The 13,508-nt window shown below is 67.6% G+C and carries 14 protein-coding genes; 13 read left to right on the forward strand and 1 reads right to left on the reverse strand.

Translation table 11 applies throughout. From position 1 onward, the window contains the following. Positions 1–29: 29 nt before the first annotated feature. The 13 genes from ACIO3P_RS18060 to ACIO3P_RS18120 all read left to right on the forward strand — a co-directional run bounded on the left by ACIO3P_RS18060 (position 30) and on the right by ACIO3P_RS18120 (position 12,973). Entirely contained in the window at positions 30–1,343 is a 1,314-nt protein-coding gene (locus ACIO3P_RS18060; protein ID WP_401851526.1) for a sensor histidine kinase, read from the forward strand. A 47-nt stretch (positions 1,344–1,390) separates the two neighbouring features. Beyond that, a complete protein-coding gene (locus tag ACIO3P_RS18065; RefSeq protein WP_401851523.1) occupies positions 1,391–2,503 on the forward strand; it encodes a response regulator in 1,113 nt (370 codons plus the stop codon). 284 nt (positions 2,504–2,787) lie between these two features. Then, positions 2,788–3,033, forward strand: coding sequence for a hypothetical protein (locus ACIO3P_RS18070; protein ID WP_401851520.1), 246 nt, complete (start codon positions 2,788–2,790; stop codon positions 3,031–3,033). Beyond that, on the forward strand, positions 3,030–3,725 hold the full coding sequence (locus tag ACIO3P_RS18075; RefSeq protein WP_401851518.1) for a pilus assembly protein TadG-related protein: 696 nt from the start codon (positions 3,030–3,032) through the stop codon (positions 3,723–3,725). The genes ACIO3P_RS18070 and ACIO3P_RS18075 overlap by 4 nt, the downstream gene beginning before the upstream one ends. A gap of 30 nt (positions 3,726–3,755) precedes the next feature. Beyond that, complete coding sequence (locus tag ACIO3P_RS18080; protein ID WP_401851516.1) at positions 3,756–4,355, forward strand: hypothetical protein; 600 nt, start codon at positions 3,756–3,758, stop codon at positions 4,353–4,355. An 8-nt stretch (positions 4,356–4,363) separates the two neighbouring features. Further along, positions 4,364–5,017, forward strand: a complete 654-nt coding sequence (locus tag ACIO3P_RS18085; protein WP_401851513.1) for an OmpA family protein — start codon at positions 4,364–4,366, stop codon at positions 5,015–5,017. A gap of 692 nt (positions 5,018–5,709) precedes the next feature. After that, on the forward strand, positions 5,710–7,956 hold the full coding sequence (locus ACIO3P_RS18090) for a polymorphic toxin-type HINT domain-containing protein (protein WP_401851511.1): 2,247 nt from the start codon (positions 5,710–5,712) through the stop codon (positions 7,954–7,956). Further along, entirely contained in the window at positions 7,953–8,846 is an 894-nt protein-coding gene (locus tag ACIO3P_RS18095) for a hypothetical protein (protein WP_401851509.1), read from the forward strand. Before ACIO3P_RS18090 ends, ACIO3P_RS18095 begins: the two co-directional genes overlap by 4 nt. A 218-nt stretch (positions 8,847–9,064) precedes the next feature. Continuing rightward, on the forward strand, positions 9,065–9,688 hold the full coding sequence (locus tag ACIO3P_RS18100; RefSeq protein ID WP_401851506.1) for a hypothetical protein: 624 nt from the start codon (positions 9,065–9,067) through the stop codon (positions 9,686–9,688). A gap of 242 nt (positions 9,689–9,930) precedes the next feature. After that, entirely contained in the window at positions 9,931–10,311 is a 381-nt protein-coding gene (locus ACIO3P_RS18105; RefSeq protein ID WP_329829021.1) for a hypothetical protein, read from the forward strand. Then, positions 10,308–11,864, forward strand: coding sequence for a hypothetical protein (locus tag ACIO3P_RS18110; RefSeq protein ID WP_401851504.1), 1,557 nt, complete (start codon positions 10,308–10,310; stop codon positions 11,862–11,864). Before ACIO3P_RS18105 ends, ACIO3P_RS18110 begins: the two co-directional genes overlap by 4 nt. 49 nt (positions 11,865–11,913) lie before the next feature. Beyond that, positions 11,914–12,522, forward strand: coding sequence for a hypothetical protein (locus ACIO3P_RS18115; protein WP_401851501.1), 609 nt, complete (start codon positions 11,914–11,916; stop codon positions 12,520–12,522). Between the two features lie 13 nt (positions 12,523–12,535). Next, positions 12,536–12,973 (forward strand): DUF3592 domain-containing protein, encoded by a 438-nt coding sequence (locus ACIO3P_RS18120; protein ID WP_401792556.1) that lies wholly within the window; start codon positions 12,536–12,538, stop codon positions 12,971–12,973. A gap of 65 nt (positions 12,974–13,038) precedes the next feature. On the opposite strand, the gene ACIO3P_RS18125 is transcribed toward ACIO3P_RS18120, so the two are convergent. Then, positions 13,039–13,410, reverse strand: a complete 372-nt coding sequence (locus tag ACIO3P_RS18125; RefSeq protein ID WP_329829025.1) for a DUF192 domain-containing protein — start codon at positions 13,408–13,410, stop codon at positions 13,039–13,041. Positions 13,411–13,508 lie beyond the last annotated feature (98 nt).

The raw sequence follows: 13,508 nt of genomic DNA on the forward strand, positions 1-13,508 counted from the left end.
GGGGAGTCATGGAAGGAGGTGTCAGGCACATGGCAGAACAACTGACCTGGCTGCGGGGCGGGTTGACTGCGGATTTGCGGATCACGCCGACCGAGACCGAGGATGAGCCGGCTCTGTCCCTGCAGCTCAACGCGCTCCAGGCGATGTGCCGTCAGGTCTTCGGATTCCGGTTGGCCATGATCGCCATGGCCACTCCGTTCGCCCTGGCGGGCACCGCGACCGGCGCACCGACGGTGCTGGTCAGCGGCGCCGTCCTGGTCACGTTCATGGGCTCGTACGTCCTGTTCCGCGACTGGGAGCGGTTCGGGCCACTGCTGCTCAAGCACCCTTGGCTGCTGGGCGCGGACACTGTCTTCGGCGCCCTCCTGCTGATCACCGCCACACCCGACTCGACCCTGGGGTACGTCACCGTCTGCACCCCGTTGCTGGCGGGCCTCGTCTACGGCTGGCGGGGTGCGGCGTTCTTCACGTCGCTGCAGATCCTGATCCTCGCGCTGGTCTACCTGACCAGCGAGAAACTGACCGCCACGGTCGCGACGGCACTCCTCCTCCCCGGCTTCTGCGTCATCGCGGGCGCGGTCGGCGTCACCCTGCGCGGCCTGCTGCTCCGCTTCGGCAGCGCCAGCCAGGCGCTGACCGAGACCCGGGCACGGCTCGCCGTGAGCGAGGCGATCGAGGAGGAACGGGCGCGACTCGCCCGGGAGATGCACGATTCGGTCGCCAAGACGTTGCACGGGCTGGCGATGGCGGCCGAAGGGCTCGCGGGCTCGGCCGGCCGGATGGACGCGCAGACCGTACGGCAGCAGGCTGAGCTGGTCGCGCGCTCGGCCCGCCGCGCGGCGGGCGAGTCGAGGGAGCTGCTCTCGGACCTGCGGCGCGAATCCGGGCTCGACGGGGGTGTGCCCGTCATGGATGAACTTGCCGCCCGTACGCAGGACTTCGGACACCGCAGCGGCCTCACGGTGTCGTTCCGGCAATTCGGCGACGAGACCGTACCTGCCGTGCCGCACGTGGTGGCCCGGCAGTTGCTCACCATCGCCTCCGAGGCGATGGAGAACGCCCACCGCCACGCCCGGCCGGAGACGGTGGACGTCTCCGCCGGCACCGTCGGCGACCAGTTCCGTATCAGCGTCTACGACAACGGCCGGGGGCTCCCACCCGGCATCACCCTCGACGACCTCCGGCGGGCCGGGCACTTCGGCCTCGTCGGGATGGTCGAACGGGCCGCCGCGATCGGGGCCCGTATCCGTATCGGCAAGGGCAAGGCGGCGGTCGGTACGGAGGTACGTGTCGACCTGCCGCTGGTGGCGCTCCGCTCGGCGCCACCGCCCGACCACGACTGAACACCTTCGACCTCCCGCTCCCGTTTCCCCAGAGAGGAGACCGCACGATGCCGGACGACCCTTACCGCCCTTCAGGGCAGCAGCACACACCACGTCATGCGTCCCAGTACACGTCGGCGCACGACGGGGCTCCTCACTCCCCGCTGCCCTCCATACCCCTGCCGGCTCCCCCGCCCGCCGCCGAGTCGACAGCACTGCCGGACTTCCCGGGGCCCATGGCCGCCGTACCGCTGCGGGTGGTCGTCGCCGACGACAACCCGGTCGTACGCGCCGGGCTCACGGTGCTGCTCTCCGGCCGGGACGACATCCAGGTCGTGGGCGAGGCCGCGGACGGCCGCCAGGCCCACGAGGTGGCCCAGCGCACCCGCCCCGACGTCGTCCTGCTCGACGTACGGATGCCGGGCGTCGACGGCATCTCGGCCCTGCCCCATCTCGTACGGATATCCCCGGTCATGATGCTGACGTACAGCCGGGAGAGCGAGATCGTCCACGAGGCGCTGCGACTGGGGGCCGGCGGCTACCTGGTCCACGGCGAGTTCACCGCGGACCAACTCGTCGCGGCCGTACGCGACATCAAGCAGGGCCGGGCCCACTTCACCCCCACGGCGGCCAACGCCCTGCTGGACCACATGCGCAGCGGTCCGGCCCCTGCCCAGGGCCGAGCGCTCCCGGAGGGCCTCGGAGGGGTGTACACGACGGGGGTCCCCTATGGCGGCGACCCGCAGCCTCTGATTCACTCCCCGCACCATGATGCGAATGCACATGCAAACGTTTCGAGTATCCCCTCGCCCAGGGCGGCCAGAACCGGCCAAAAGGCTGATGAGTTGGCGTCGAACGGGTCTCGAACCCCTCAAGGGGTTTCGCAAATGCAATCTACTGTGGCACAGTCCAGGGGTGGACCACGCAGTACCCCCGCACCCCACTACCGGGAAGAGTTCGGGCTGAGTTCGAGGGAGGTGGAGATCATGAAACTGATCGCGTCCGGCATGAGCAATCAGCAGATTGCCGCCACTTGCTTCATCAGCGAGAAGACGGTCAAGAACCACATCAACCGGATCTTCGCCAAGCTCCACTGCCGCAGCCGGAGTGAGGCGATAGCGAAGTGGCTCGGCACGACGCCGGGCGGGGGAGCGGAGGCAGGGGCGGTCGGCCATGGCTGAACGGCGGAGTGCACGTGGTGAGGCGGTCCGATGGGGTGGGCCGAGCTGCATCGACGAGCCGGGCATGGACGTGGGCATTTGGACCCAGCCGTCGTGCGGGAGGGCCCAGTCCTCGCTTTGGGCCCGGCATTGGGCCCTGGGGCCCTCTGGCGCACCTGGTGTTTCGGCGTACGTTTCTCATGTCGCCAACGGAACCGGCCAGGAGGAAGTCGGTAACGGAAGTGGCACCGAAGAGACGTACTCGTCGGCCGGCAGGCGGTCGGCCGAACCCGGAGGGGAACCCCATGTCGAACAACATGATGCTGAAGGCCGCCGTCGACACCAAGGTCCGCGTGAACGGCTGGGCGAACACCGCCGTCTCGAAGATCCAGAAGCGCTCCGAGGCCGGGGACCGCGGCCAGACGGCCTTCGAGTACCTGGGCATCATCCTGGTGGTCGTCGCGATCATCGGTGGCATGGTGGCCTCGGGTATTGGCGGGGCGATCACGACTCGTATCACCGGTCTGGTGGGCACCATCACCGCCGGATGATCCAGAACCGATACGGCGATCGAGGGCAGGCTTTCCCCATCTACATTGTGATGGTGGCGAGCCTGCTCTTTCTCGCGTTCGCTTTCTTCACCGTCGGCAAGGCGTCCGCGGTACGCAACGGGGCGCAGGGGGCGGCTGATGCCGCAGCGCTCGCTGCGGCTCAGGAGGCCCGGAGTGAAATGGGGACGGGATTCCTTGCCGCCCTGCTGCTGCCGGGCGGGCTGGAAGACTTCTTCGACGACAACAAGTTCTTCGATCCCGGTCCGTGCGCTGCGGCAAGGGAGCTTGCCGCGAAGAACCGCGCCGATGTGACGCCCATCGACGGTACTGGTCGCGGCTGTTTCTCGGTACCCGGCTTCCTTCGGGACGAGATCACTGTGGATGTCAAGACCCGGTACACCGTGGGTAAGTCGGTGATTCCTGGGACCGAGCAGCGGCATGCCACGGCCCGGGCGACGGCCGTGGTCGAGTTCCGGTGCTCGCTGCCGGAGCCGGAGCCTGAAGGCAGTGCTTCGCCCGGTGGCGACACGGACGGCGGTACGGACGATGGCAAAGAAGAGGACGACAAGCCCGGTCCGATCGACTTCAACTGTCACGGTGGAGACCACATCAACATCGACCCCACCGACCCGGGCTCCTGGGAGAGCTTGAGCAAGATCCTCTTTACTGTGCACCTGGTCGATGCGGACTGACAGCGAATGACGAGCAAAGGAACAGCAGACATGAGCATTCGGCACATCACGAAGGGCCACAGGGGAGTGGCGGTGGCCGCACTGGCGGTCACGCTGGCCCTGACTGTGGCTGGCTGCGGCGGCGGTGACAACGACGACGGCAAGAAGGCTAACTCCGGTTCCTCCTCACAGCCGTCGGCCGAGAAGAACAAGGATCAGGACACCTCTTCCGCCGATCAGCCGGACCCGAATGTGAAGCTTGCCGAGGTCACCGGGCGCAGTGGTCTGGTCCTGGTCGTCAACCAGGCCGAACGTGACTCCGGTGGCTTCGTCACGATCAGTGGGTCGATCAAGAACCCAACGGATCAGGTGGTCAACATGTCTGGGTTCGCGGGTGCCGAGACGCAGGTGGTGTCGAAGAGCCCCAACTCTGTTGCAGGCGCTACGTTGATCGACAAAGCTGGCAAGAAGCGCTATTACGTCCTTCGGGACACGGAGATGCGCTGCCTCTGCACCATAGGGCTGTTGCCGCTTCAGCCGAGCAAGACAGCACCGGTCTTCATGCAGTTCCCCGCACCGCCGGAGGGCACCACAGACGTTGACCTGGCTCTGCCGACCTTTGCCGTCGCCTCGCTGAAGATCTCCGGGTGATGGTCGACATGACGTACATCCCTACCCGTACGAGGCACCCGCGCAGCGCCGGAGCAACGGTGGTGGCGTTGGCGTTCCTGGCGACCGCCCATGTCTTCGGCGCCGGGACCGCCGTGGCGGACGACGCTCCGAGCGTGCCGCCCGGTACCGAGGCGTCCGCCTCGCCGCCGGTCGAGGTCGACACGAACTCTCCCAATCTCAAACTGCCCCAGGGCGGCACGCTGGCGCCGGCCAAGGTGCTCGACATCGTGCAGGTCGTCGAGGACATGGGCGGTGAAGAGCGACGCGAGGACACCAACGAAACCGTGAAGTTCGCGCTCCAGGCCGAGGTCCTCTTCGGCAAGGACAGCGCGACGCTCAGCAGCAAGGCGAACGGCCGTATCACCGCGATCGCCGACGAGATCAAGAAGCAGAACGCCACGAAGATCCGTGTCTTCGGCTTCACGGACAATCTCGGGTCCTATGAGCACGGCAAGGTGCTCTCCAAGCAGCGCGCGGACGCGGTCCAGAAGGTCCTCAGCGAGGAACTGAGCAATTCCGCCATCTCCTATGAGGTCCGGGGATACAGCGAGGACTATCCGATCGCGGACAACAGCACGGAGGAAGGCCGCAAGAAGAACCGCCGCGTGGAGGTCTCCTTCCCGCGTGGTGGGGAGTCGTAGGCTCTCACCCCTCACGGCGCGAACACCGAGCGGCGGATCTGCAACGACATGCAGGTCCGCCGCTTTGCGTCCCCTCAGAGCAGATGGTCGGCCTTGCCGGTCTTTGAACTCGCGGCTCAGGCGGCGAAGGGTAGGGAATGGCGCGTACGGTGACGTGCTCAGGCTCGGATGCGTTGGGCAGGTAAGCCGGCGAGTCCGGCCTGGAGCTTCACCCTCCCGGAACAGCCGGGCTGCGCGGCCTACGGACTGCCGTCCGGTCGGCGCTCTCCCTCCGTTGGGATCAGCACCCTCACCACCACGACCTCGGCACGGCCGTCGTCCGCGAGGGGCGATGTCGGCGCCCCCTCCGACTGTTGGCCCGGCGGGGCGTTGGATCCTGGGTGACGTTGTCGCGTACCGGGTCGGTTCTGCTACGGGCTCGTCGCTGAAGTGGACGTTCCGTTGGGCTCCGCTCGGGCCCATGCACGGGGTGGGCCCGAGCGTGGAGTGTCGAACGTGATCGGTAGCTACATTGCCTGAGCAACGTACCGTCGGACATCCCCTGGACATCGTGTGGGGCGCAGAACCCTTCCAATCTGCGAACCTTCGTGGTGGAGTGCGATTGGGCCCGTAGGCCCATGCTTCGCGATCGCGAATGTGCTTGAATCTGGTGATCGAGCCATCACGCGTCGCTGAGGAGTGAGTGCCCAGTCATGTCAGGCATAGGGGGAGCCACCGTCCCGCCCGCACCGCCAGGGCTGTTCGCGTACGGCTCGGGGCGGCAGCCGCTACCGCAGCCGCTTCAGATCGCGCTGATCCTTGTGCGCGTGCTGTTCGGCCTGACGGTGCTGGGCGGGGTCGGGGCGCTGATGACCGCCGCGTCCGTGGACGCGGTGGACGGCCAACTCCTGGGCCTGCTGGCGTATGCGGCCGCGCCCGGGGTCGTCGGGCTGGTGCTGTCCCGGTGGGCGTGGACGGGCGGGGCGCGGGTCCGGTGGGGGCTGCTGGCGGTCCAGGGCTGGTTGCTCGTCGGGGCGTTGAGGACGCTCGGTGACGGCGGCGGGCGTGGGCTGACGCAACTGGTGCTGCCCGTCGTCATCATCGTGCTGCTGTGTCGCCGGCCGTCACGCGAATGGTTCCTGCTCGCACCGCTCGACCGGGCCGAGCGCCGTCCGTTCCGGCTCGCTCGCATGATCAAGTGGCGTACGGACGGCGGCCAGACGGCGGCGGAGTATCTGGGGCTGGTCGTGGTGGTCGTCGCCATCATCGGCGGCCTCGTCGCGACCGGGGTGGGAGGCCGGATCACCGATGGCCTTCAGTCGGCGGTCTGCGAACTCAGCGGCAGCGCGTGCCCCACCCCCACCCCGGGCGGGGAGAGCGGCGACGCGGACGTGAATACCGAGGCGGGCGGCCCGGATACCCCGGCCGACGGCCTGGGTGCGGGCGATGTCAGGACCGCTGAAGACGAGGTCAAGGGGGAAGGCGAAAAGGAGGGTGAGCGTAAAGGAGGCGATCAGGAGAAGAAGGAAGACGGCGACGACTGCAGCGGGTGGGGGGTCTTCTCCTGCGGGGTCAAGCAAGTAGGAGGCTTCTTCAAAGGGGCCACTGTTGACGGCTTCTGGGGCGATGTCACCGGGACCTTCGACACGATCATGCACCCGGTCGACGCCCTGGACGGCATCAAGGAGTACGGCAAGGGATTGGGGGCCCGGTGGAGCGAGGACTCCAAGGAGGCTGGAAACAAGTGGGACAAGGGTGACTATCTCGGCGCCGTCTGGGGCTGGGGCAAGGCATCGGGAAAGACCGTTGCGAACGTCGCGGACGACATGTTCGTCGGCGACGAGGTCCGCGACATGTGGAAGAACGGCGACTACGGCCGGGCCGTGGGTACGGTCGGCTGGAACGTCGGCTCGCTGTTCATCCCGGGCTACGGCGAAGCCAAGCTGATCGGCAGAATCGGCAAGCTGGGCAAGGACGCCAAGAAGGCTGCGGACAAAGCTTCTGACGCCAAGCGCAAGCCAGACGCCGAGGAACCGAAGAAGCCGGACAAAGAGCCGAACGCGTGCCCCGTCAGCCACAGTTTCCTGCCCGGTACCCCGGTGCTGATGGCGGACGGCTCACACCGCGCCATTGAGGATGTGCAGGTCGGTGACAAGGTCATTGCCACGGATCCGCTGACAGGCGTTACGGCTGAGCGTCCTGTGACGCGGACGTTCATCACAAGGGATGACAAGGACTTCACGGTTCTGAAGGTCCGGACGAAAGGCCCTGTGCACCAGTTGGTTGCCACGGACACGCATCCGTTCTGGCTCTCTGACCGGCGCCGCTGGGCCGATGCCGGAGAAGTGCGTGTCGGCGACCGACTGAGGACCTCTGCGGGGGTACCCATTCAGGTGGCTTCGGTCTCCCGATACGTTCAGCGCCGGACCACGTATGACCTGGCTGTCGCTGGAATTCACACGTACTACGTTGGTATCGGTTCTGCGAACGCCCTCGTCCACAACAACAACGGATGTGAATGGCAGGCCAGGGATGACATTTCCGGTCCTGCGAAGGGACTGGTGCTGAAGCGGCCGAATGATCGCCACTATCTCAGAGGTGTGACGCATCAGAAGAAGCCGCAAGCGGCAAAGAATACCGTCATCCTGCGTGGCTACGAGAAGCAGATAGACGCAGATATCAAGGCCATCGCCGAGGGGAGGGCCGAGCTGCTGAAAGATGGGAATCGGTACGAGGTCGACGGACGGACGTACGGAGTCGAGGACACGGGTAGGGTCTACCCTGAATCGGGTCCGGGTATGGTCGAGATGGACACGCATGAATATGCCGCGCTCATCGAGATTGCGAAACACAAGGGCGACGTCGATGCTTCTCCTCAACTGAAGAGGAATCCCCGTTTTACTAATCATCCGGAGCGAGTTGCCAAGGCCAAGGCGATATACGAAGGAACGTACGAGTGATCTATAACTTTCTTGTCTCCGACATGTCCCCTCCGGATGTTCTCGGCGCTGTTCTGGCTGAAGTCCTGAACGTGGAACCGGACATGGTCGACACGGCAGACGCGGACGGATGCCTGGAGGGGCGGGACTGGGACGCTCTGGTGCTGTGTGACTATGCCGTCGTGCACGGAGATCTGGCCGCACTGCTGGAAATCCAACTGGGGGAGCAGTTCCGCAATGCTCCTGCTACGGCGGAGCTGGCGACCGCACTCTCGCAGCGTCTGAATACGGTTCTGCTGTGGCACGCGGAGGAGGTCATTCCGTCCGCCTACTGGCTTGTCACGCCTGATGGCCTGGTCGCGCGGGCACGGGTCGAGCAGGCGGACGGCCCCGACATCGACTACACGGTCTCGGTGGTCGAGGCATCCGTCCCTCGGTTTCCGTTGGCTCGGGTCGATCTGCTGCCGGAAATCTTCAGAGAGGAGAAGATCGCGACTCCGGTAACGGACGCATTTGTCGCTGTTGTCGATCCCGAGCGGGTCGCACGGGCTGAAGACCCGTCGAACAGGGCAAGGGAATGGCTGCTCCTGTGGGAGCGGCTCGTCCGCCGGATGGCGGGTGACTGGGCGCCGACGGGACGCTATCCGCTGGAGTCGTACGTGCAGGATCTGCAGACCCGTGACCACCTCGACGTACGGCTGACGACCGCACCGGCAGAGCTGCGGGAGCCCCTCTCCCGTGCGGCCGGGGAACTCGACACGGTGTTCCTCGCGCACACGGAGGAGGACGGCGGGGAAATGCTGGCGCGTCAGGCGAAGTCGGGTTCGGCTGTCACCGATCGTGGCTGGTGGTGGCATCGCCGCCCGGTCAGGCTGCCTTGGGTACGGCCTGGAGAGGCGGACCGGCCGTGAGCTCGACGAGTTTGACCGGAGCGATCCGCGAGTAATCAGGGAGGCCACCCACCTCGGGGGATCTTCGGCCCGCGACGCACCGGAAGCCGCTCCGGCTTACGTCATCCGCGTACGGAAGTTCGCGGGCGCGGGCGGCCACGGTGAGCAGCGGTGCCGGCATCGACCGAGGGGGCGCAGGCCGAGATGGTGGGGAGTGAAGTGGTGGGGAGTGAAGTGGTGTGAAGATCCTCGAGAGCGTGCGCGAGATGGCCTTTACGGGGTCTTTCGGCCAGGCCAGGGCGTTCTCGGCCGCCTGTGCCGAGCGCGCGTGCGGTGTCCTCTTCTGGTCCACTTGGCAGTCCGGCCGTGACGCGGACCTGGAATTCTTTCGGCAGGCCCTGGAACTGCTGTGGGAGATCGGGCCGGTCGATCCGGCGACGGCGGCAGAGGTCCACCGGAAGATGACGGACTGCCCGGAATTCGGGGAGCGCCGTGAGAACACGGAGGTCGTGTCCCTTTCCCGGCTTGCGGCCAGGGCTCTGCTCGCCGGCGTCGCGATGCTCATTGACCAGAGCCCCGAAGGCGCTGTCGAGCCCTCCTCCTTCGCCCAGGATTTCGCCCTCGCCCTCGGTCGGCGTGGCCACGCGGATCTGTTGGCCGGAGAGGACGAGGCGCAGAACCGGGACGTGGTCACGGTACTTTCCTGGGATGTGGTGTCGCCCGAGCGACTGCGGTCGCTGCGTGCCGCTGCGGCTGAACTCGGGCGTTCCTATCTGGCCGCCGCTGTCTCCGCCTACGGCAGCGGGAGCGACAGCGCTGATCTCGTGGAGCTCCAGGTCACGGCGACCCTCGAAGTGGGATGAGCGACGATACCGAGGCCAGGCTCGCGTCAGCCGCGCGGTAGTTCAGGCTCGGGACACGACTGCCATTTGGGTCCTGCCCTGGGCCCACGGGCCCACGACCTCGCCTTCCCCTCCCCCCTACGGTGGACCGGTCGAATCCGGCCAATACACAGGGGGCAGCGCGGATGCGTGGGACAGGAGGGCCGCCGTACCGGGGAGCCGGTTACGGGTATGCGGCGCCGGAGGGTGGTGGGCTGCCGGCGATGGCTGTCGCCTGGGCGGCGGGGTTTGTCGTGCTGGCCTTCACCTCGTACCTCCAAGTCACCTACGTCTACGAGACGCTGGGGTCGACCGAGCGGCTGGAATCGTTCGGCGGCCGGCTGCTGGTGATTCATCTGCCGAACGCCGTCTGTGTGGCGCTCGGCGCCTGGGCCGCCTCGCGCGCGCATCGCGAGCCCTTCAGGGATCTGCCCGTACGGCACGCCTTCGCCGTCTTCACGGTGCCCGTCCTCGCGCAGGTCCTGAACCTCGCCATCAGGTGGGAACGGGTGTCCGTCGAAGGTCTGCTGATGTCCAGTGCCGTCGTCGTGGCCGGAGCGGTCACCGGATACGCCGTGGACCGCATACGCGAGGGGGAGCGATGAGCAGGGGACGTACGGGGGGCGCGCGGCGCCGGTTCAGATCGGACGGCGGGGCCACCGCCCTGGAGTACCTGGGCGCGATCATCGTGGTCGTCGCCCTCGTGCTCGGTGTCAGCGCTGCCGGTATCGGCGGCTCCATCGGTGACCGTATCCGCTGCGCCATCCCCGCCCTCGGTGGCGACGGTGGCGGTGGCGGCGCCTGCGCGTCCGGCGGGGACGGCAAGGACGACAACGAGCCGCTCGCCGACAAGGACTTCGAGCCCCCGCTCTGCACGATATCCACCATCTCGGACACCGCGGGCGGCAAGGCCAAGCTCGGCTGGTTCGAGTGGGGCCAGGACTACGGCTTCCAGGACAAGACCATGCGGGCCAACTACGACGTCAACGAGGACGGCAAGGTCGACGACAAGGACCAGCTCATCTACACGACGTTCACCGACTCCGCGAGCGCGGGCGTCACCGGGGGCTTCGGCGGCAAGATGGGCAAGCTCGGTACGGGCTCGGTCGACCTCGGCGCCGGCGTGAAGGTCAGCAACGGCGACACCTGGGTCTTCAAGAGCCGGGACGAGGCCGAGTCCTTCCGCGAGGACCTGGAGAAGCTGAAGATGTACGAGATGCGCCGCACCTCCCCGGGCGGCGCCGAGGCCAGCGTCGGCGACAGCATCCTCTACCTCTTCGGCAAGGGCGCCCTCAAGGACGAGGAGAACATCCGCAACCGCGTCGAGGACAAGCTCAAGGACCGCCACATCAGCCAGGCGTCGGTCGGCGTGTACGGCAAGGCGGGCGGCGAGCTGTCGGTCAACGCCGACGCGGAGGGAACGCTCAGCGGCAAGCTGGGCGCGGACGTGAAGATCAGCGGCGACGCCCTGGTCACCAAGGACGACTTCCGCGGCACCAAGTCGTACACGTACTCCGTCAAGGCGGACGGCACGATCGGTGCGGGTGTGGACGCGGGCGGCGTCAAGAAGGGCAAGCACCTCACCGGCGAGCGCTCGGCCACCGTCACCGTCACCCGGGACCAGAAGACCGGCGAACTGCTGCGCATCGACTTCACCCAGACCACCGAGACCTTCAGCGGTCAGACCGGCGGGATCAGCGGCGACAACGGCAAGGACGGCAAGGACAAGCGCGGCGGCAGCGGCAAGAACACCGACAACTCCGGCGGCAGCGACATCGGCGTCGTCACCAACACCATCGCCTTCGCGAAGGGCACGGAGGGCGACGCCGACCGGGCCGTCGGCCAGGCGTGGCTGGACGGCGGCGGCGACCACACCGCGGCCTTCGAGTACCTGCTGGACACCAACGCCCCGACCTCCCGGCCGGGCGCGGACGACCCCTTCGGGCAGCTCCTGTTCGACAAGGGCAAGTCGAGCAGGACCACGTACGATGGCTTGTCCGACGCGCAGGAGTACGGCTTCGAGCTGAACCTGGGGATCTCGATCGGTGCCTCCATCTCGATGGAGAACAAGTCCGAGACCCTCAAGGACGCCGAATTCCTCGGCGCGCCGCGGGACGGGAAGCGGGACTACGTGCCGTACAGCTACTGCGCCAAGTGAAGCGCCAAGTGATGACCCCGCCGGTCCGGCACGAGTGAGGAACTCAGGGATGACCTTCAAGTCCATGCCGAAGTCGACAGCTTCGAAGCGGAAGCGCGGTGTACGTACGGCCGTGACCGCCGGTCTCGCCGCCGCGCTCCTGACCGCGTGCGGAACCGGCGGCGAGGAAGGGGCGACCACCCCGCAGGGCTGGTCCACCCTGACGACCGACCGGCTCACCGTCGCGCATCCGGCGGAGTTCAAGCAGGTCGCCGCCGCGGACCTCGCCGAGGGGGACGCGGCGGGAGCCGTCCGTACGAAGGACGGCACCCCGGTCGGCTCGATCTACGTCGAGTTCGACTACGGGCAGGGCATCAACGACGCCGACATGGCCGGTACGGCCGCCGAGGCGCGCGTCCAGCTCGGCGCGACCCCCTCCGAGACCACCGAGATCGAGGTCGCGGGCCCCGACGGCACGGCCGAGGCCCGCCGCGTCGACTGGACCTCCACCTCGACGGGTGCGAAGGGACAGCCCCCCAAGGGCACGAAGCTCGCGGGCGTGATGATCGCCGGCCTGGACACCAAGGACCGTCCGTACCTCATCACGGTCAACGCCGAGAAGGGGCTGTTGTCCGACAAGGACATCAAGGACATCATCGCCGGAGTTTCCCTCAAGTAGAACGGAGTACGGCGTGGGGATCGAAGCGCTCTTCCTGCTCGTGGGGGTCGTGGCCCTCGCCGTCTCCGTGTACTGCGCCCGGCGGGTCCTGATGGTGCTCGCCCTGCTCCGGAGCGGACGCCGGGCCGAGGGGCGGTGCGTGGACCGCCGGGTCACCACCAACTCGGGTGTGGCGGGCGGGTCGCCCCGCTCCCACCCCGAGTTCGTCTTCGCCTTCCGTACGGAGGACGGCACCGCCGTCGAGTTCAAGGACCGGCCCGGCATGTTCGGCCACGAGGTGGGGGCGCCGGTCAGGGTCAGTTACGACCCGAGGTCCCCGCACAAGCGCGCCACGATCGCGGGCCCCGGCGCCTGGGGCCCGGTCTACGTCCCCGCCCTGATCTGCCTGGGCACCGCCCTGTTCGCCCTGGTCCCGCTGCTGGCCGTCGCCGCGAAGGAAGGGCTGCTGTAAAGCCGTAGGGGGCGTAGGGGGCGTAGGGGGCGTAGGGGGCGTAGGGCGTAGGGCGTGAGCGGGGGTCAAGCGGGCTGCTGTACGTCCACGGTCACCCGGGTCCCCGGCCGCAGCCCCCACCGCTCCATCGCCCCGGCCTCCGCCTCCAGTACGTGGCGGGCCCGCAGCCGCGGCAGATGGAGCCGGCCCGGCTTCATCGTGTGGACCTGGACGACCTTCAACGACCGGTCCAGATACGCGACATCGATCGTGAAGCCCATCCGGAAGGTGTGCACGCTGTTGCACGGCGTGATCAGCAGCGCCCCGTCGATCCCGGTCCGGCCGAGCAGCCCGCGCCGCCGTGTCCCGTACGAGGCGGCGATCTCCAGCTCCACCTCCACCGGGGCGTCCTGCCCCGTGACCGTCAGCCGTCCCCTGCCGTTTCGCCATGTACCCATGGCCGTAGACCGTAGCGCCCCGGTACGGCGGTGGCCGCTCCCGCGGGCGTATCTGGGTCCCGGGGTGCGGAGAAGTGGGCCCCTGGACCCATGACCGG

Origin of the sequence: Streptomyces sp. NPDC087310 (assembly GCF_044744405.1) — a bacterium.
Lineage (GTDB): Bacteria > Actinomycetota > Actinomycetes > Streptomycetales > Streptomycetaceae > Streptomyces.

Excerpts from the sequence above, each read along its gene's own strand:
- ACIO3P_RS18060 (WP_401851526.1), top strand. The coding sequence starts at position 30 with ATGGCAGAACAACTGACCTGGCTGCGGGGCGGGTTGACTGCGGATTTG.
- ACIO3P_RS18065 (WP_401851523.1), top strand. The coding sequence starts at position 1,391 with ATGCCGGACGACCCTTACCGCCCTTCAGGGCAGCAGCACACACCACGT.
- ACIO3P_RS18070 (WP_401851520.1), top strand. The coding sequence starts at position 2,788 with ATGTCGAACAACATGATGCTGAAGGCCGCCGTCGACACCAAGGTCCGC.
- ACIO3P_RS18075 (WP_401851518.1), top strand. The coding sequence starts at position 3,030 with ATGATCCAGAACCGATACGGCGATCGAGGGCAGGCTTTCCCCATCTAC.
- ACIO3P_RS18080 (WP_401851516.1), top strand. The coding sequence starts at position 3,756 with ATGAGCATTCGGCACATCACGAAGGGCCACAGGGGAGTGGCGGTGGCC.
- ACIO3P_RS18085 (WP_401851513.1), top strand. The coding sequence starts at position 4,364 with ATGACGTACATCCCTACCCGTACGAGGCACCCGCGCAGCGCCGGAGCA.
- ACIO3P_RS18090 (WP_401851511.1), top strand. The coding sequence starts at position 5,710 with ATGTCAGGCATAGGGGGAGCCACCGTCCCGCCCGCACCGCCAGGGCTG.
- ACIO3P_RS18105 (WP_329829021.1), top strand. The coding sequence starts at position 9,931 with ATGGCTGTCGCCTGGGCGGCGGGGTTTGTCGTGCTGGCCTTCACCTCG.
- ACIO3P_RS18110 (WP_401851504.1), top strand. The coding sequence starts at position 10,308 with ATGAGCAGGGGACGTACGGGGGGCGCGCGGCGCCGGTTCAGATCGGAC.
- ACIO3P_RS18115 (WP_401851501.1), top strand. The coding sequence starts at position 11,914 with ATGACCTTCAAGTCCATGCCGAAGTCGACAGCTTCGAAGCGGAAGCGC.
- ACIO3P_RS18125 (WP_329829025.1), bottom strand. The coding sequence starts at position 13,410 with ATGGGTACATGGCGAAACGGCAGGGGACGGCTGACGGTCACGGGGCAG.